Annotated in this window: 18 protein-coding genes; 10 read left to right on the top strand and 8 right to left on the bottom strand. The window is 40.0% G+C overall.

The features are described from left to right. The first annotated feature begins 10 nt into the window (after positions 1–10). The 9 genes from P3R27_RS10905 to P3R27_RS10865 all read left to right on the top strand — a co-directional run bounded on the left by P3R27_RS10905 (position 11) and on the right by P3R27_RS10865 (position 10,614). Positions 11–688 (top strand): type 1 glutamine amidotransferase domain-containing protein, encoded by a 678-nt coding sequence (locus P3R27_RS10905; RefSeq protein WP_126133867.1) that lies wholly within the window; start codon positions 11–13, stop codon positions 686–688. 26 nt (positions 689–714) lie between these two features. Next, positions 715–1,575 (top strand): aldo/keto reductase, encoded by an 861-nt coding sequence (locus P3R27_RS10900; RefSeq protein WP_034690602.1) that lies wholly within the window; start codon positions 715–717, stop codon positions 1,573–1,575. A 272-nt stretch (positions 1,576–1,847) separates the two neighbouring features. Continuing rightward, a complete protein-coding gene (locus P3R27_RS10895; RefSeq protein WP_051536313.1) occupies positions 1,848–2,723 on the top strand; it encodes a sensor histidine kinase in 876 nt (291 codons plus the stop codon). 23 nt (positions 2,724–2,746) lie between these two features. After that, on the top strand, positions 2,747–3,424 hold the full coding sequence (locus tag P3R27_RS10890) for a response regulator transcription factor (RefSeq protein WP_034690584.1): 678 nt from the start codon (positions 2,747–2,749) through the stop codon (positions 3,422–3,424). Between the two features lie 275 nt (positions 3,425–3,699). After that, entirely contained in the window at positions 3,700–4,998 is a 1,299-nt protein-coding gene (locus tag P3R27_RS10885) for an NAD(P)/FAD-dependent oxidoreductase (RefSeq protein WP_034690586.1), read from the top strand. Further along, positions 4,988–6,448: a helix-turn-helix domain-containing protein gene (locus tag P3R27_RS10880; protein ID WP_034690588.1), complete on the top strand. Its 1,461-nt coding sequence runs from the start codon at positions 4,988–4,990 to the stop codon at positions 6,446–6,448. The genes P3R27_RS10885 and P3R27_RS10880 overlap by 11 nt, the downstream gene beginning before the upstream one ends. A gap of 112 nt (positions 6,449–6,560) precedes the next feature. Further along, entirely contained in the window at positions 6,561–8,057 is a 1,497-nt protein-coding gene (gene glpK, locus P3R27_RS10875; RefSeq protein ID WP_034690589.1) for a glycerol kinase GlpK, read from the top strand. Between the two features lie 15 nt (positions 8,058–8,072). Beyond that, the gene (gene glpO / locus P3R27_RS10870) at positions 8,073–9,896 is read left to right on the top strand and encodes a type 1 glycerol-3-phosphate oxidase (protein WP_271522990.1); all 1,824 of its coding nucleotides are present in this window, start codon (positions 8,073–8,075) and stop codon (positions 9,894–9,896) included. 1 nt (position 9,897) lies between these two features. Next, a complete protein-coding gene (locus P3R27_RS10865; RefSeq protein ID WP_010736418.1) occupies positions 9,898–10,614 on the top strand; it encodes an MIP/aquaporin family protein in 717 nt (238 codons plus the stop codon). A 119-nt stretch (positions 10,615–10,733) separates the two neighbouring features. Here the strand turns inward: P3R27_RS10865 and fucO are convergent, their stop codons facing one another. From fucO to P3R27_RS10830, 7 genes are all read right to left on the bottom strand, one after another. Beyond that, on the bottom strand, positions 10,734–11,885 hold the full coding sequence (gene fucO, locus P3R27_RS10860) for a lactaldehyde reductase (RefSeq protein WP_034690591.1): 1,152 nt from the start codon (positions 11,883–11,885) through the stop codon (positions 10,734–10,736). A 5-nt stretch (positions 11,886–11,890) separates the two neighbouring features. Continuing rightward, entirely contained in the window at positions 11,891–12,532 is a 642-nt protein-coding gene (locus P3R27_RS10855; protein WP_126133868.1) for a sugar O-acetyltransferase, read from the bottom strand. A gap of 17 nt (positions 12,533–12,549) precedes the next feature. Next, positions 12,550–13,374: a rhamnulose-1-phosphate aldolase gene (rhaD, locus tag P3R27_RS10850; protein WP_034690595.1), complete on the bottom strand. Its 825-nt coding sequence runs from the start codon at positions 13,372–13,374 to the stop codon at positions 12,550–12,552. Positions 13,375–13,862: 488 nt separating this feature from the next. Next, entirely contained in the window at positions 13,863–15,119 is a 1,257-nt protein-coding gene (rhaA, locus tag P3R27_RS10845; protein WP_126133869.1) for an L-rhamnose isomerase, read from the bottom strand. 15 nt (positions 15,120–15,134) lie between these two features. Continuing rightward, entirely contained in the window at positions 15,135–16,583 is a 1,449-nt protein-coding gene (gene rhaB / locus P3R27_RS10840) for a rhamnulokinase (RefSeq protein WP_034690600.1), read from the bottom strand. Positions 16,584–16,623: 40 nt separating this feature from the next. Then, entirely contained in the window at positions 16,624–17,145 is a 522-nt protein-coding gene (locus tag P3R27_RS10835; RefSeq protein ID WP_301356834.1) for an MFS transporter, read from the bottom strand. Next, positions 17,129–17,806 carry an MFS transporter gene (locus P3R27_RS10830; protein WP_301356835.1) on the bottom strand — a complete coding sequence of 226 codons (678 nt, stop codon included), beginning with the start codon at positions 17,804–17,806 and terminating at the stop codon, positions 17,129–17,131. The genes P3R27_RS10835 and P3R27_RS10830 overlap by 17 nt, the downstream gene beginning before the upstream one ends. A 122-nt stretch (positions 17,807–17,928) precedes the next feature. On the opposite strand from P3R27_RS10830, the gene P3R27_RS10825 reads away from it, so the two are divergent. Continuing rightward, on the top strand, positions 17,929–18,909 hold the full coding sequence (locus tag P3R27_RS10825; protein WP_034690601.1) for an AraC family transcriptional regulator: 981 nt from the start codon (positions 17,929–17,931) through the stop codon (positions 18,907–18,909). A gap of 69 nt (positions 18,910–18,978) precedes the next feature. On the opposite strand, the gene P3R27_RS10820 is transcribed toward P3R27_RS10825, so the two are convergent. Then, positions 18,979–19,356, bottom strand: coding sequence for a DUF1093 domain-containing protein (locus tag P3R27_RS10820; protein WP_034690118.1), 378 nt, complete (start codon positions 19,354–19,356; stop codon positions 18,979–18,981). Positions 19,357–19,515: the final 159 nt, after the last annotated feature.

Here is a 19,515-nt window from a genome sequence, read left to right as displayed (position 1 = left end):
AGCTGAAAAAATGAAAGTTTTGATTGTTTTGACAAATGTAGAAAAATACGACAATATCGAGCGTCCAACAGGTTTATGGTTAAGTGAATTGACTCATTTTTATGATGTATTAGTCAAAAACAAGATCGAAGCTGATTTTGTTAGCCCGAATGGCGGATACGTACCATTGGAACCAAAAAGTATAGTAGATATGGATCAAGTGGATTGGACCTATTACCAAGATGAAGACTTTCGTAATCGTGCGTTAGGCCAAACGTTACGTCCGGATGAAGTGGATCCAACAGAGTATACGGCGATTTATTATGCCGGTGGTCATGGAACGATGTGGGATTTCCCCGGATCAGAAAAATTAGCAGAGATTGGTTCTGCGATCTACAAAAATAATGGGATCGTATCAGCGGTTTGTCATGGTGTCGTAGGCTTATTACCTGTCGTTGATGAAAACGGACAGTCCATCTTAGCTGGACGTAAAGTGACTGGCTTTAGTAATGAAGAAGAGGAATTAAATGGAACAACGAATAACGTACCCTTCCTGACCGAAGATTCATTGAAGGAAAAAGGGGCCGATTATCAGGCAGGGAAAGCTTTTACTGAAGTTGTTCATGCAGATGGGCGTTTATTAACAGGACAAAACCCACAGTCTGCACATTTATTAGGAGAAAAAGTCGCTGCTGAATTGACGAAATAACGTGGAGTTTGGAGAGGAAATCAATGATGGAAACACGGACCTTGAACAACGGATTGACAATTCCTGTACTTGGATTTGGTGTCTTTCAAATCTGGGATCAAGAAGAATGTGAGCAAGTCGTATTAGAAGCGCTGAATGCTGGCTATCGCCTGATTGATACTGCGGCTGTTTATTACAATGAAGAAGCCGTTGGTCGGGCAATCAAAAAAAGTGGGATTCCAAGAGAAGAGATCACTATTACAACCAAGTTATGGGTCACTGATGCTTCTTACGAGGGCGCATACAAAGCGTATGAACGTTCTTTACAAAAATTAGGGGTAGACTACATTGATATTTTCTTGATCCATCAGCCTTACAATGATTATTATGGCGCATGGCGTGCCATGGAAGAACTTTATGATGCAGGCAAAGTAAAGGCAATCGGAGTCTCTAATTTTTCAACCGGTCGTTTGACTGATTTGATTTTGAATCATCGGATCAAGCCGGTGATCAACCAAATCGAACAACATCCATACCGTCAACAAAAACAACAAAGAGAAACAGCCACTCATTTTGATGTCGTGACTGAAGCGTGGAGTCCCTTCAACCAAGGAAAAGATGGGATTTTTGATGAACCCGTTTTAAAGGAATTAGCTGAAAAATACCAAAAAACTGTCCCACAAATCATTTTACGTTGGCAAACACAACTAGGGATTATCACAATTCCTAAGTCTGTCCATGTGGATCGTATAAAGCAAAATATCGCCATTTTTGATTTCCGATTATCAGAAGAAGAAGTGACTTTGATCGAACAGCTCGATCAAGCACCAGAGTCAACTGGACCTCGTGAACATCGAACATTAGTTGAAAACCTGCATAATATCTCCATCAATCAAGCGAATCAATAACCAATGTACTGATGTGTAAAAAAAGAGAGCATAGAAGTTTGTAGTGTTTCTAAAAAGTAGTTCTTTAATACTTAGTGCTGGTAGAAAACAGTCTTGTTTTCTACCAGCACTTTTTTGTTGAAATACTTAGAAAACTAGGATCATATCATTCTCCAAACAATTGGATAGGATCGAAGTATCAATCAAGATAGATTGGTGTGTGTTTTAAAGTATATGGGTGGTACATTTAGTTTTTTTTCTAATCAACCAGCTTTTCTAGCTATCTAATTGACTTGCATGACGATGACTTTGGTGGCAATAAAGGTATCGCCAACTTGTTGACTATTCAGCCTTTTTTCTCTGGTTTTACGGAAGCTTCGACTAGAAGTATGCCAATCGATAATGAATTGTTAAAAATAAAAAATACGATGAACCGAAATGAAACCCTCCTAAAGGAAGAAACTCAACGAACAAAGGACTTAATCACTTATTTGGCTCACGACTTGAAGACACCTTTAGCCTCCGTGATCGGCTACCTCAACCTATTATTGGATACAAAAAATTTAACGAACGAACAAATGACTCAGTCTCTGACTATCGCTCTTGAAAAGTCTGAGCGGTTGGAAACACTGATGAATGAATTTTTCGATATTACTCGATTCAATCTTCAAGATATCCAATTGTTTAAACGAGAACTTGACTTTGTGTTCTTATTAAAACAAATCCAGGAAGAATTTTACCCGTTGCTGAAAGAAAAAGGACAAGAGGTTCGTTATATCGGACCGGAAAGCTTGAAAATTGAAGCTTATAGTGAACAGTTAGCCAGAGTATTGAATAATCTGTTGAAAAACGCGATCGCCTACGCACCTGAACATACAATGATCACAATGGAACTATCGGTTTCTGAGCATCAAGCAACCTTTATTCTTGCCAATCAAAGTGAGCCTATCGAACAAGAGCAGCTAGAAGCATTATTTGAAAAGTTTTATCGCCTTGATCAAGCCCGTTCAACAAAAACCGGCGGTGCGGGTCTAGGTCTAGCGATTGCCAAAGAAATCATTCTGGCTCATCAAGGAACGATTCAAGCTGCCAACAAAGATAATGAGATCCAGATGCTTGTTACTTTGCCTTTGGGTAATACAAAAATGAAGGTATCAGAAAGCAACTAAGTTGAAAAGGACGGTCGATACGATTGGAAAAAATACTTTTAGTTGAAGATGAAAAAGAAATTTCAGACCTAATTGTCTTTTATTTGCAGAACGAGAATTTTTTAATAACGACTTGCTCTGATGGGAAATCTGCTCAAGCACAAATTGAACAAAATACATTTTCACTGGCAATTCTTGACGTGATGCTACCGGACATCTCTGGGGTCGAACTTTGTAAAGAAATCCGAAAAAATCATAAATATCCGATCATCATGTTGACCGCAAAAACCGAGGAAATCGATAAGATCACAGGATTGACGATTGGCGCAGACGATTATATTACGAAGCCCTTTCGCCCATTAGAAGTAATTGCCCGAGTGAAGGCCCAGATTCGGCGATCCACTCAGTACAATGGATTTGATAAACACAAATTGATCGTTAAAGATTTGGTATTAGATGTTGATAAACGAAAATGTTTTTTACAGGAAGAGGAGCTTTTTCTAACACCAATCGAATTTTCCATCTTAAAATTATTGATGGAACGACAGGGACAAGTCATTAGCTCTGAAGAAATGTTTCATGAAATTTGGGGCGAAAAATATTATACTTCCTCCAATAATACCATTATGGTCCACATTCGAAATTTAAGAGAAAAAATGCATGACACGCACAAGCAGTCTTCCTATATTAAAACTGTTTGGGGCATTGGCTATAAAATCTAAAGCTAAGATCAGAAAGCGTGGCATAAGTCAGGTAGGCTATACGCACAAAAACACAAGGGACATTCGAAAACCAACAAATTTCGAGTGCTCCTTGTGTTTTTATCTTCGATGTTTTAACTAATTTTTTTCGTTCGTCTAGCTCAATAGCGTGGCTTAGTGAACGGGATTATCTGCTTATTTACAGCGGGCGTCTACCACGATACCCTTTACTGATTGAAACGTTTTCTAAGAAATGATACTCTAAGGATAACAGATGAAAAAGAGGGGAATAACATATGAGGATCGTAATCGTCGGTGGCTCATTTGCGGGCATTCAGACAGCTATTTCTTTGCGCAACGACTGTCCAGAAAGTGAGATAATCATTATTGAGAAGCAAGCGCGGATAGGCTTTATCCCAAATAGTATCAATTTGATCTTAAAAGGGCAATTTCATGAAGAAGCCCATCATTATTGGATGACTAAAGAGCAATTGACTCAAGAACATCAGATAGCAGTACGTGTAGAAACAGAAGTGACTGCGCTAAACAGCGATAAAAAACAAATCCAATTAAATGATGGGGAAATATTGTCTTTCGATTTTCTTGTGATTGCGACAGGCTCACAACAACGCTTCCGTTTTAGTACACAAGAAAACGACACGATTTGGAAAATCAAAGATCCTAAAACTTCGCAACAATTCCACCAACGTATTGGAAGTGCAAAAAAAATCGCAGTGATCGGTGCAGGGCAAGTTGGCTTGGAACTCATCGAAGGATTAGCGAACCTGGGAAAAGAACTTCATCTGTATGAAAGCCAATCGACAGTTTTATTCCGCTATTTTGATCCAGAGATGATCAAGCCGTTGTATCGCGAGCTGAACAATCGAGGTATTCGATATTTCTTAAATGAACAAGTACAAGAAATCATTGAAGCAGAACAAACAAAGATCTTCACGGAAAAAAGAAGTGAGACGTATGATTTAGTCTTGTTAGCAAATTATACTCGACCAGATAATCAATTATGGGAAGAATCTTTGCAATTGAATGATGATGGGACAATCTGGGTAAATGACTACTTGCAAACATCCCAAGAAAATATTTATGCGATCGGCGATGCCATCCAAGTAACCTATCGACCAACGCAAGAAAAGATGTACGTGTCTTTAGTTAACAATGCGATTCGAACGGCGAAGATCGCCAGTAAAAATATCAGTGGGCAACAAAAGAAGGATTTAGGTACGTATCGTCCAATTGGTAATCACTGGTTCGGACATTATTTTGGGAGTGTCGGTTTAACAGCAAGCGAAAGTATCTTTTATGCTGGGGAAATCAACACACAATATTTAACGACCAGAGCTTCTGCTGCGAATCAGGAGTTAATCCAAATAAAAGTGCTATTGACAGAAGAAGGAAAACTGATTGGTGCGCAATGTCATAGCCAATCAGTGATTTTCTATCTTTTAGACCGACTGACTTTAGCAGTTGAGGAAGGATGGACACTCGCAGACCTGGAAGCGCGTGAATTCTTCTTTCAACCAGAGTATCGAGCGCCAACAGCTCTTGTAAAGGTGGTTGATTCTTTCGATGAAGATTGAAGAATTTTTAGAAAAAAAAGAGCAAATCCAAATTGAGATTTTACGAATGCTTGTATTAGAAGGTGGTTCCGCTTCAATCAATGAGTTGCGATCCTCTGTGAAACTATCAAAATCTGCCTTCGACCAATATATCGAAGACCTTGAATTGATCGGTCGTATGATGAAAAAAAAGATTTCTGTCCGAAAAAATGAATTTCAAGTCGTCCTTGAATTAGATGAGCATACGAGTTTAGAAAAAATCATGCTTTTTTTGGTACAACAAAGCGTGAAATATCAGATCTTGACGTATCTTCTTGAACATCAACAAGCTTCAAGTGTTCGTTTGGCAACAGCTTTTACGATCAGTGAATCCTCTGTCTTTAGAAAAACCAAAGAATTAAATCAGTTATTGAAAGAGTTCTCTCTACAAATAAAGAATGGACAAATCCAAGGAGAAGAGCTCCAGATCCGTTATTTTTATTATTCCTTATTTCAATTTTTCCCAGAGTCACAAAGACCACAGTATTTACAAGATACTCCAGATAAGCGTCCGTTGATAGTAGGATTGGCGCATGTGTTGAATACAACTTTTTCCCCACAATCATCGACAAAAATTGCGACATGGATCGGTATTACACGGAAAAGGTTACTGTCAGATAAGATGAAGGTTTCTGGTACAAAAGAGAAAAAAGAACTATATCAAGAAGATCAACTGTACCAGACCATCCATCCGGTGATTTCTTTATATCTTAGTCGAACAGCAGCTGATGTTACGGCGTATGAGTCGATGCTGTTTTATAGTTTTCTCGTTACTTTCTCGGTACTGGAGGAAGAGATATTTTATCAATACGAGTTGACTCGTAGCAAAAAGTTACCTACAGCGGTGTTGGATACGTATATTCGAGAAACCATGCTGTGGCATTATCGACCAAGGCGTCTAAAAATCAAGGAAGAGAAAACAATTGGGTATCACTTGGCACAAATCAATAATGAGTTATACTTTTTTTCTGGCTATTTAACAATCTATGATCCACCACACTTACTCATCCAACAACAACGCATGTTGGGTGATTCGTTGACTCAATTACTTGAACGATTGAAAAAAACGACAGTCGAACAGCTCCCTATGAAAAAATTGACCCATCAAGTTTTGGATAATCTGATGAGTCAATACGCGAATATTTTGATGATGATCGATTTCTATATTGAAAAATCTGTAGTTATTGGCATCGATCTACAATCCTTACCAATCTATCGGGTTGCTTTCCAACAGTTCTTGATTCGAGAGTTAAAGGGGATTAGCGGAATCGTGATCGAAGAAGTCCAACCAGAAAAAAGTTATGATTTTGTGATCACCTTCAATCAAGATAAAAAAGGTCAAGAGTACTATTATCTATCTGAGTTTGCTTCAAGTTATGATATTTTAAGGTTAAAGCAAAAAATCGAGCAAGAGAAAAAAGCCAAAAATTAAAAAACTGTCAAAAAAAAAGTGAATTGCTATTTTTTTGGCAGTTTCTACTCCTTAAATAGGTGTACCATAAAAGTAGTTAAAGAAAGCGTTTGCAAAAATGGAGGAGATCATAATGACAGAATCAACTTATATCATGGCGATTGACCAAGGGACAACAAGCTCACGAGCGATTATCTTTGATAAAAAAGGAAGACACATCGGTAGTTCGCAAAAGGAATTCACGCAATATTTTCCCCGGGAAAGCTGGGTAGAACATGATGCGAATGAAATCTGGAACTCCGTACAATCAGTTATCGCAGGTGCGTTTATTGAATCTGGTATCAAGCCAACACAAATCGCTGGTATTGGTATCACGAATCAACGTGAAACAACAGTGATCTGGGAAAAAGATACAGGACGTCCGATTTATCATGCTGTAGTTTGGCAATCGCGTCAATCAGCTGGTATTGCTAATAAATTAAAAGAAGACGGACACCAAGAGTTTTTCCATGAAAAAACTGGTTTAGTCATTGATGCGTATTTCTCTGCTACTAAGATTCGCTGGATCTTAGACCATGTAGAAGGTGCACAAGAGCGAGCAGAAAAAGGCGAGTTGATGTTTGGAACGATCGATTCTTGGCTTGTTTGGAAGTTGACAGATGGACAAGCGCATGTAACCGATTACTCGAATGCGAGTCGTACAATGTTGTTCAATATCCATGAATTGGATTGGGATCAAGAAATCTTAGATCTACTGAATATTCCGCGAGTGATGTTACCGAAAGTAACCTCAAATTCAGAGGTTTACGGTTATACACAAGGGTATCACTTCTATGGTAGTGAAGCACCGATTTCTGGTATGGCAGGAGACCAACAAGCAGCCTTATTCGGTCAAATGGCTTTTGAGCCAGGAATGGTCAAAAATACGTATGGTACAGGTTCATTTATTGTGATGAACACAGGTGAAAAACCACAATTATCTAAAAACAATCTGTTGACGACGATTGGTTACGGGATAAATGGAAAGGTTTATTATGCGCTAGAAGGGAGTATCTTCGTTGCCGGTTCTTCCATCCAATGGTTGCGTGACGGTCTGCAAATGCTACAAAAAGCGAGTGATTCAGAAGACGCAGCGAAGCGTTCGACTAGTGATGACGAAGTTTACGTCGTACCTGCTTTTGTTGGACTTGGCGCTCCTTACTGGGATCAAGCAGCACGTGGCTCGATGTTTGGTCTTACTCGAGGAACAACGAAAGAGGATATCATTAAGGCGACATTACAATCCATTGCCTACCAAGTTCGAGATATCATCGATACGATGCAAGATGATACAGGCATCCAGATTCCTGTGTTAAAAGTTGATGGAGGTGCAGCCAATAATGAATACTTGATGCAGTTCCAAACAGATATCTTGAATGTACCGATCCAACGTGCCGGTAACTTGGAGACCACTGCATTAGGTGCTGCCTTTCTTGCAGGATTAGCGGTTGGTTATTGGAAAGATACGGATGAAATTCGTGAGTTTTATGAAGCTGGTAAAATCTTCGAGGCGGAAATGCCAGAAGAGCGTAGAGAAAAACTTTATACTGGTTGGAAAAAAGCAGTGAAAGCAACTCAAGCATTTGAGTAAAGGGAGGAACACAAGATGTTTTCAAAAAAAACAAGACAAGATAACATTGACCACATGAAACAAGAAGAATTAGATCTTTTGATTATTGGAGGCGGAATCACTGGTGCAGGTGTCGCAATCCAAGCAGCAGCTTCTGGTATTAAAACCGGTTTGATCGAAATGCAGGATTTTGCAGAAGGAACTTCTTCACGCTCAACCAAGTTAGTTCATGGGGGGATTCGTTACCTAAAAACGTTTGATGTTGAAGTGGTAGCAGATACAGTAGGCGAACGTGCAGTGGTACAACAAGTGGCACCGCATATCCCTAAACCAGATCCGATGTTATTGCCGATTTATGAAGGAGAAGGCGCAACGACATTCAATATGTTTTCTGTAAAAGTAGCGATGGATCTTTATGATAAATTAGCAAAAGTAACTGGAACGAAGTATGAAAACTATACGTTGACACCTGAAGAAGTTCTTGAACGTGAGCCGTTTCTTAAAAAAGATGGGTTAACAGGTGCAGGGGTTTACTTGGATTTCCGGAACAATGATTCCCGTTTAGTGATCGATAATATCAAAAAAGCGGCAGAAGACGGAGCATATCTGGTCAGTAAAATGAAAGCTACCGGTTTTATCTATGAAGGCGACCAGATTATCGGAGTCAAAGCGCGTGATTTGTTAAGTGATGAAGTCATTGAGATCCGAGCAAAAGTAGTGATCAACACAAGTGGACCATGGGTGGACAAGATCCGTAACCTGAACTTCAAGCGTGCAATCTCACCAAAAATGCGTCCGACAAAAGGCGTCCATTTAGTGGTAGACGCGAAGAAACTGCCTGTGCCACAGCCTACTTATTTCGATACAGGAAAACAAGATGGTCGGATGGTCTTTGCGATTCCTCGTGAAAATAAAACGTATTTTGGGACAACAGATACCGATTACCAAGGCGATTTTACAGATCCTCAGGTAACACAGGAAGATGTGGATTATTTACTAGATGTGATCAATCATCGTTATCCAGAAGCAAATATCACTTTGGCTGATATCGAATCAAGTTGGGCAGGATTACGTCCGTTATTGATCGGCAATGCTGGTTCTGACTACAACGGTGGTGACAACGGTTCGATCTCTGATAAAAGTTTCCGTAAAGTCGTTGATACGGTGACGGATTACAAAGAAAGCAAGGTATCACGTGTAGAAGTCGAAGATGTGTTGAATCATTTAGAAAGTAGTCGTGATGAAAAAGCACCATCAACTGTTTCTCGCGGTAGTTCATTAGAACGTGAACCAGATGGACTAGTTACTTTATCTGGTGGTAAAATCACTGATTATCGCAAAATGGCAGAAGGCGCGATGAAATTGATCCGTCAACTGTTACAAGAAGAGTATAGTGTAACTGTAAAAGAGATTGATTCCAAGACTTATTCGATCTCAGGCGGCGATTTTGATCCGACGAAACAAGAAGAAATGGTCGAAGAATATACAAAAATCGGTGTGGAAGCAGGTCTTGATGAAAAAGATGCTGCATATATCGCAGATTTCTATGGCACAAATGCGAAACACATCTTTGAATTAGCGAAAGAAATGAGTCCTTATCCAGGATTGACTTTGGCAGAATCTGCGCGTTTGCGTTACGGCTTAGAAAACGAAATGGTTTTAGTTCCAGGTGACTATTTGATTCGCCGTACCAACCATCTACTTTTTGAAAGAGATCAGTTAGATACCATCAAACAACCGATCATTGATGCGATTGCTGCATACTTTGAATGGACAGACGAAGAAAAAGAACGTGAAACGCAACATTTAGAGCAACTGATCGCTGAGTCAGACTTACGTGACCTGAAAGGAGAAAAATAAAATGAATGCAGACATGACCCAAATCATGGGGGAATTTATTGGAACGATGATTTTGATCCTTTTAGGGGACGGCGTATGTGCAGCAGTGAATTTAAACAAAAGTAAAGCGCAAGCCTCTGGTTGGATCGTCATTGCATTTGGTTGGGCAATGGCAGTAACAATGGCAGTCTTTATTTCAGGCTTCATGGGACCTGCTCATTTAAATCCGGCGGTAACACTCGGAATGGCAATGACAGGCGCAATCGGTTGGAACTTAGTTTTCCCATTCATCATTGCGCAATTATTAGGTGCGATCGTTGGTGCGGTACTTGTTTGGTTATCTTATTTGCCACATTGGTCAGCAACAAAGGATCAAGGGGCAATCTTAGGAACCTTTGCGACTGGACCAGCCATCCGCAACTATCCTGCTAACTTTATTACGGAGTTGATTGGTACGTTCGTTTTAGTCTTAGGACTATTGGCATTTGGCCAAACAGAATTTGCTGGTGGAACAAATGTATTTGCTGTTGGAGGATTGATTTTAGCTATCGGGTTATCACTAGGTGGTTCAACAGGCTATGCGATCAATCCAGCTCGTGATCTAGGTCCACGTATCGCTCATGCGATTTTACCAATCGCTAATAAAGGTGGTTCCGACTGGGGTTATTCATGGGTACCGATTGCAGGACCAATGGTTGGTGCAATCGTCGCAGTAGGCATGTACACGTTGATGGTTTAATGAAACAAATTTTCTATATCAAAATAAATGGTTCTCTTGGTCGTTATTCACAAACCAAGAGAACCATTTTTTATTGATCAGCCAAGTCATAATAACAATTAACAAGAGAGACGGTAAATTTACATCAAGCTTTGATAGATGTCGATGATCTCTGACACGTTCGTTTCTCTTGGATTTCCTGGAGTACAGACATCATGGAACGCGTCTTCAGCAATTTTTGCAATATCCGCTTCTTTGACACCTAGTTCGGAAATCGTCGCAGGAATACCAACTTTTTTCGACAAAGCATCAATCGCTTCGCAAGCGGCATCACGAATATCCTCGATGGAACGAGATTCTGCGTCTTTGATGTTCAATGCCTTCGCGATTTCTCGATATTTATTGTCTGTAAACTCTTTGTTGTATTTCATGACCGTTGGTAATAAGACAGCGCAAGCGACGCCGTGGGGGACATCATACCATGCGGATAAAGGATGCGCCATGCCATGCACAAGACCTAAACCAACATTTGAAAAACCCATTCCTGCAAGGTACTGTCCTAAAGCCATATCTTCTCGGCCTTTTGGATCACCATTCACGGAATCGGCTAAACTACGACCGATGATCTCAATGGCTTTGAGATGGAACATATCACTCATTTCCCATGCACCTTTCGTGATCAATCCCTCGATAGCATGAGTCATCGCATCCATCCCAGTTGCCGCACACAAGACTTTCGGCATGCCCATCATCAAATCACTGTCAACAAAGGCAACGATTGGAATATCATGAGGATCAACACATACAAATTTACGAGAACGCTCTTTGTCAGTGATCACATAGTTGATCGTGACTTCAGCGGCCGTACCAGAAGTAGTCGGAACAACTAAGATCGGCAAGCTTGGATGTTTTGTATCTGCCACGCCTTCTAGACTACGGACATCAGAAAATTCTGGATTTGTTACGATGATTCCAATGGCTTTGGCTGTGTCGATCGGCGAACCTCCGCCAATTGCCAGAATCACATCCGCTTTCGCTTCTTGAACGAAAGCCACACCCTCTTTGACATTCTCGATCGTTGGATTAGGTACGATACCGTCGTAGATTTCATAAGCAATCTCTGCCTCATCTAATAAGGTGGTGACTTTTGCTACGACACCGATTTTATGCAGCTCTTTATCGGTGATCACAACTGCTTTTTTGAAATTTCTTGCATGAAATTCCGTTGGGATAGCTGCAATAGCCCCTTTTCCATGATAGGATGTTTCATTTAAAATCATTCGATTTGCCATTTGATTTACTCTCCTTTAGGTAGGTCGGTTTCAGAAATTATATATTCTGATGGATAACGCAGTTTTTTGAAATAATAGGTGCGATCCTTTTTATTGAATGTTCGCACCACATGACAAGGATTTCCTACTGCTAAAGAATTAGCTGGGATATCCTTCGTGACGACACTTCCAGCTCCAATCACTACATGATCACCGATTGTCACCCCAGGCAGTATGGATGTATTTGCACCGATCCAGACGTTGTCGCCGATCGTAACAGGCGCCCCAAATTCTGCTTGGTACTCTTGACGTAAAACAGGATCTAAGGCATAGCCGGCTGTGTAGATCCCCACATTTGGAGCAAGCAAGACGTCTCTACCAATCGTGATCGGAGCAACATCAAGCAAGGTGCAATTATTATTTGCTAAAAAGTTTTCTCCAACGGTGATGTTGATTCCATAGTCGCAATGAAAGGGTTGTTCAACAAAGAGTTTGTCCCCAGTTTGCTTGAACATTTTTTTGATTAATTGCTGACGTTCCGCTAATTTTCGGGGATGGATATGATTGAATTCATAAAGGAGATCTCTCGTGACCAAACGAAGTTGCAATAATTCTTCATCTTGATGATAGACCTCACCAACAATCATTTTTTCGATATTGGATTTCATTTTGCACCTCACGATTGTTAATCGTTCAAATAGCCAGCACGTGGGACAACTCCAAACGCATCAGCCAGTAATTTCAAATTGCCATCTTCTAACGTTTGTTTGATGCCACCTTGAGCCATGACAATCGTATAGACTTGAGCAGCTTTTTCAGCTGTTTCAATCAAACCAAATGTTTCATCCATATCTTTTCCAGAACCATAGATCCCATGTTGTGGCCAAACGACTAAACGGGTTTCTTTCATTTTTGCAGCAGTTGCTTCGCCGATTTCATTCGAACCGGGAACTAACCATGGAATGACCGAGATGCCTTCTGGGAAGACAACTAAGCACTCGGTACACATTTGCCATAATGTACGAGTAAATGCTCGTTCAGAAAGTGGATGGCTAAAAGTCATGGCTAACAAGTGTGTTGCGTGACAATGCATGACGATGCGGTTATCTGGATCGACACTTAATCGAGCAATATGGCTCATGAAATGACTTGGTAACTCAGAAGTTGGAACAGCATCAGGGATTAATCCCCATAAAATATCGATTGCGTGACCATCTGCGGTCACACGGATCAAGCCAAGATTTTCTTCTGGTGCTTCCTGTACATTTTTAAAATATTTTCCAGACCCTGTCACTAAGAAATATCTTCCGGCTAATTGTTGGGCATCAAATAGCAACGGCAGTGTTCGTAAAACTTTCGTAGGGTCGATAAAAGGTAAGACTTGTGCTTCTTCTAATAAATAGGTGATATTCCCACCATTACGTTCATCCCATCCTAGGCGGTACATATTGGTTGTTGCTTGAATCATCTCTTGTACAAATGGAGCAGTGAGCATCGCTAATTTTTTCACGAGTGAGACCTCTTTTCTTTTTCTGATGAATAGAAGGAACATGTAGTATAGTTATTTTGTAAATCAACAGAAAGAACCTCAAAATCAGTTAGACGGATTCTCGAAGGCTTCTGTTGATCGGCGAGGGGCTTTTTTACAACTTGATAGATAGTGTTCATGAAGCAACACTTCGGTCATAAGCCAGAAAAATCAAAAATGAACCAGCCATTTTCGATTTTCAGTCTTATGCCTTAGTGCAGATTGCTTCTTTCACGACCTAATAAATGGTGTTCGAAAGCCAACTCCTTCAATATTAAATCAAAAATTGAAAAAAGATGAGAAACTATTTTCTCGATTTCCGTCTTAATACTCGGAGCTGAACGGCTTTCTCACGACCTATGATAAACGGTGTTCAAGAAGCTGACCTTCAACATTAAGCTAAAAAATCATAAAATATGAGGAGCTATTTTTTGATTTTCTATCTTACTGCTCAGGCCAGAACGCTTCTTTCACAACCTCTTACTTTGTACGTCTTTTTCGTACTGTAGGACTTCTTGGTACCAGTCCATGCCTACTGGGACGTTGTTGATTTCACAGAAGTAATTCCAAACGTCAGCGTATGGGAAATCTTTTAATTCTTCAGTGAAGGCTAAGCGTTTGGTGAAGTCGAAGTTTAGTTCGGCTTCTTTTAATTCTTCGATTGGTTCAAGCATGGCTTTTAACAATGCTTTTTGCGTATTTCTTGTGCCGATTGCCCATGCGGCGATCCGGTTGATGGTTGCATCAAAGAAATCGAGACCGATCGCTGTTTTTTCAAGTAAATGATTGCGGACTAATTCTTTGCCGATTTCTTGTAATTCATCATCCATGATCACCACATGGTCTGAATCCCAACGCACAGGACGAGAGACGTGAAGCATGATCCCTTTTGAGAATAAGGCTAAAGACGAAAGTTTGTTGGAGATGACTTCAGTTGGATGGAAGTGTCCTGCGTCTAGGCAGATCAATTTGTTACGTGTCAATCCATAGCCCATATAAAATTCGTGTGAACCTACTGTGTAAGCTTCGGCACCAAGTCCGAATAGTTTGGATTCCACGGCATCTTGTGTATATTCTTCGTTGAGTTCTTCTGAGAAAATCTCATCTAAAGATTCCATCAACCGTTGGCGTGGAGATAGGCGGTCGATTGGATTGTCTTTCATTCCATCAGGCATCCAAAAATTATCGATACACGTTTGTCCGATTTCTTTTCCCATATACTCGGCGATTTTACGAGCGCGTTTCCCATGTTCGATCCAGTAATCCCGTACTTCTTTGTCTGGATGAGCAAGTGTCAAGCCATCTTTCATCATTGGGTGAGAGAAGAAGGTTGGGTTGAAATCAAGACCGATCCCTTGTTTTTTTGCCCATGCGACCCATTTCTCGAAATGTTTTGGTTCGATCTCATTTAAATCGACCGGTTCATCTGTATCTAGATACATGGCATGTAAGTTCAATTTATGATTCCCAGGAATCAATGAGAAAGCTTTTTCTAAATCTTGGCGTAATTGGTCCGGCGTATGTGCGGCTCCAGGATAGTTTCCTGTAGCCATGATGCCGCCAGTCAGTTCTCCATCTGGCGTCAAAAATCCTTTGACATCATCGCCTTGCCAACAATGCATCGAAATTTTTACTTCTGCGAGTTTCTGCAAGACCTCTTCAGTATCGACACCGATACTCGCATATTTTGCTTTGGCTTCTTCATAACGTTCTTTGACATTCATCATATTGAATCTCTCCTTTTATATTAAAAATTCTTTATATCTAGCAAGTGCTTGTGTCATTTCCTCGGTATGTCGAGGGTGAAAAGTGGTTAATGAAACAGAATCTCTGATCGCTTTACGCGCCAGTTGCAACGTACCGTAGCCGTTCGTTGCAATCATTTGGACCATTAGATTGCCAATCGCGGTCGCTTCGTCTGGTCCAGCTTCGACTTCGATATTGCAAATATCGGCTGTCAGCTGATTGAGGAAAGTATTATTTGAACCCCCACCGACAATGTGTAGTTTATGAAATTCATTTCCGGTGATCCGCGCTAAGTTCTCTAGTTCGAGGGCATAGCACAAAGCTAAGTTGTCATAGATACAACGAGCCAGTTGACCAGGGGTTTGAGGGATAGATTGGTTTGTTTCTTTACAATAATCTTGTAATTCTTGAATCATATTTTGGGGATTCAAGAAACGTGGGTCGTTGACATTGATCAATTGTTGGAAAGGCGCTTCCTGTTCTGCCAGTTCTGCCAATTCAGCAAAACTATAGGCACCATCTTGCAAACGAGCAACTTCTTGGATTAACCACATACCCATGATGTTTTTTAAGAAGCGAATGGTTCCTTGCACACCCCATTCATTTGTAAAGTTAGCTTCAAATGCTTCTTTTGTTGAAATGCCTTCAGGAATCTCTACACCCATCAACGACCAAGTGCCTGAACTGATGTATGCCCAATCTTTGCCTGTTGCCGGTGTGCCGACGACTGCTGAAGCTGTGTCGTGAGATGCAATTGTGATAAATGTTGCTTTTGGTAAATCATATTTAGGAAATTGGTCTGTTTGCAATTCGCCTAGGATCTGTCCTGGATCTGTAATCCGTGGGAAAAGCGTATCATCAATACCTAAAACGGCTAAAATATCGGGGTCCCATTTCCGCGTTTTTAAGTTCAGAAGCTGCATGGTGGAAGCATTTGTTTTTTCAGTGACAGCTTTTCCTGTGAAAAGATAGCCGAGTAAATCGGGCATCAATAATAAGTGATGGGCATTTGCTAACGTTTCATTTTTTTCAACAAGTAATTGGAATACTGTATTGAATGGCTGTAGTTGGATACCTGTTTTTTGATAAAGTTTGTCTAGTGGTAACTTTTGATCAAAGTGCGAGATTGCTTCTTTCGTACGATCATCCCGATAGCTGGTTGGGTCATCGAGCAAATTGCCATCAGCATCAAGCAAGCCATAATCAACGCCCCAAGTATCGATGCCCACATAACATTCGGTGATTCCTTGTCGTTTAGCTTTCTCGAATCCTTTTAAGATTTCTGTGATTAAATGTGTCAATGGCCATTTTGCGACACCATCGACTTTTTCGAAGCCATTCTTGAAGCGATGGACTTCCTGTAATTTAAAAATGCCTAATTCGTTCAGATTGGCATGGATCAAACGGCCACTAGATGCGCCAATATCGATTGCAAGATAATTCATCAACATTCCTCCAATTTGTTTTTGCTTGAATCAATGAAAACTAGACTTCATTTGGGAGTGGCTTCTTTTTAAAAGTAAGGAGAAGAAAAAGAATACCTAAAACAGTCATCAAAATACAGCCATTGATAAAAATATTTTGTAAAGCATCCGAACCGATACCGAATGTCTCCAATAATTGATGCCCATATGGTGAAACAAAATTACCGATATTGGCTAAGACGAGAATAAAAGAAGTGGTACTTGCTTTGGCTGACTGTGGAACTAAACGAGTGGCATCGTTGAAGATGTAAGGAACAAATAAAGCAAATGCGATACCATTGAGTGCTGCCCCTATACCGATCATAAATAAATGATTGGCTGTCAAGATGAGGAACAAGCTTGCTGCCATGATGAAAAAAGAAATAGGCAACGTCCATCGTTTCAATCCTTTGTAAATCAACCCGAATAAGAAACCAGCAACCATGTTAGCAATCTGCATAAAAGAAAGAAGCGTTCCGGCATCTGATTCTGTTCCTAGATTTTCAGTCACGATGAAGGTTGAAAGCTTAACGACAACGATCATGTAGAAAATACAGAGAAAGAAGATCAAAATGCCATACATGATCGTGGTAGGACGGAGTGCCCCTTTTGCTGATAGTTCTTTTTTGGAAGTGGGGTTTTCTTTTTTTATTGGTGGTTCGGGGACGAAAGCCATAAATAAGAAGATGATCGGAATGGTGATCAAGTAAACTAAGAATACTTTTTGCCAGCCAAAAGTAAGTGAGGAGACGTCCGGCAGTGAAGGTCATGACTGCCGCTCCTAACCCTTGAAAGGCGGATTGGAAGCCAATCAATGTGGCAGCTTCTTCGCCTTCAAAAAATTCACTGATCATACTGACCGCCAACGAATTGAAGAGACCAAAGCCAGCACCTAATGATGCGCGAGAGATCATCAATAAATAGAAGTTGGCAGTGAAGACAGGTAACACGCCAGCAACTCCAGCAAGCAACAACCCAAGTAAGACAGTTTGTTTCTGTCCGATGGCTTTTGCAATCAAACTACTCAAAGCAATAAAAATCACAACAGTTAGTTGAGGAATGGTCATCAGTAGTTCGACGGATGAAGCCGATTGATCATTGAAGTAGCCTAACATCATCGGTAAAGCAGATGCGATAGCAGTATTCGACGTTAAAACTAAGGAAATGGATAACAGTGACAGTTTCATCAACCAAGTCTTTCTCATAGCTTGTTCCTCCAGATGAAGATGTATTTGTTGCACTCATCATATCTTGTAACCCTTTTCACAACAATGTCAGTATGTTACTATATTGGTGTCAAATTTATATATCAAGGGGGAGGAAAACCATGAATCCTTTTGTACAAAAGATCTTTCTGCCGTATACACCCGAAGAGATAGAACAGCAAAAGACAAGGCAATGGATCAAGGAATTTGAAGGAGAAAACTTAGATGAACAGGACAAACAATTCAAATTAGACGATCATCATCTTTTTCAAGAAAATAATATTTTGATTCGCCAACATCGACGCTTTGCGCATTATCCACTACATTCCCACCATTTTTTAGAATTCAATTATATGTATTGCGGTACTTCAGAACAGATCGTCAACGGTCTGCCAATCACTTTGAAAGAAGGACAATTATTACTTTTAGATACAAATAGTCGCCATGAACTGATGCCTTTGGGTGAACATGATATTTTGCTGAATTTCTTATTCAAAACGAATGATATCAACATCGATCTTCTGAAAAAAATCGATAATCGCAGTGGGGGATTGACCTATAATTTTTTAATGAATGCCATTTTAGAACCCGGCTATAATGAAACACATCTTTTGTTACACTTAGCAAAAGAACCAGAGATCCAAGTCACCTTGGATCAAATGATCCTCGAATATTTTTCAAAAAAACATCTAGGAAATGAAATCATGAACGCTTTTTCACAAGTGTTATTTTTACAGCTTTCTAGGGTGTATCATTCGCAATTAGCAAAGATATATAAAAAAGATGGACAAAGTAATTTGATGATCAAAATCCTGCAACGGATCGAAAGTGACTATCGAACATTGAACCTAAAAAGATTGGCAGAGGAGTTAGGGTATAATCCGAATTATTTATCTAATTTGATAAAACAACAGACAGGTAAATCCTTCAAACAGTTGATGACAAACCAACGCTTACATGAAGCGCAGGATCTAATTAGATCTACCCGTTTTTCGATTGAGGAGATTGCGGCTAGTGTAGGTTTTTCCAATAAAACACATTTTTACAAAAAATATCGAGAATATTTTGGGGATACGCCGATCGCCATTCGTAAACGACGTTGAGGACGTGGGCGATACATAAAAAAACAACTGCGAAACGCTGTTAAAGCGTAGATCGCAGTTGTTTTTTTATTAATACAACATAGTTAAAACATTTTTTGGTACTTGCTTTTCATTAATCGTTGTTGGTCCAGAGGTTACTCGTTTTTGGCTGACCTCTGCTTTGACAAAACTATTTGGTTCTAATGGTGTTGGATTTTCTGAGGCGATTGTATAAGGCAATTTGACCGTTTTGCCATCTTTAGTGACAAAGGTCAATTCATAGTCATATGCTTTCCAATTCCACATTTTCTCTCCGCTAGAACTCAACGCATCAGTTAATGGTGGTACTGTTTCTGGTACTTTTGCATAGGCAACCTGGCTGTTGTAGGTTTGATCATAATATTGATAACCTTTGTAACCACCAAATAACAACAATAAGAGAGCAATTGTTCCAATCAATTTTTTCATCATATCCATCCTTTTATGATTCTTGATATATCCAATTATCGCCGATTGATAAAGTGTTTGAAAATCGAAAAACGTGACAATTTTGAAATATTATTAAAATAATGCCATTCAGACTCGTTCAGTATCTGTTTGACATTCTGACAACCGCTTGCTATAGTA

The sequence above is a fragment of the Enterococcus spodopteracolus genome (assembly GCF_030441955.1).
Lineage (GTDB): Bacteria > Bacillota > Bacilli > Lactobacillales > Enterococcaceae > Enterococcus_B > Enterococcus_B spodopteracolus.
The sequence above is the reverse complement of the archived record's forward strand: the minus strand, read 5'-3'. Positions and strand labels throughout refer to the sequence as shown.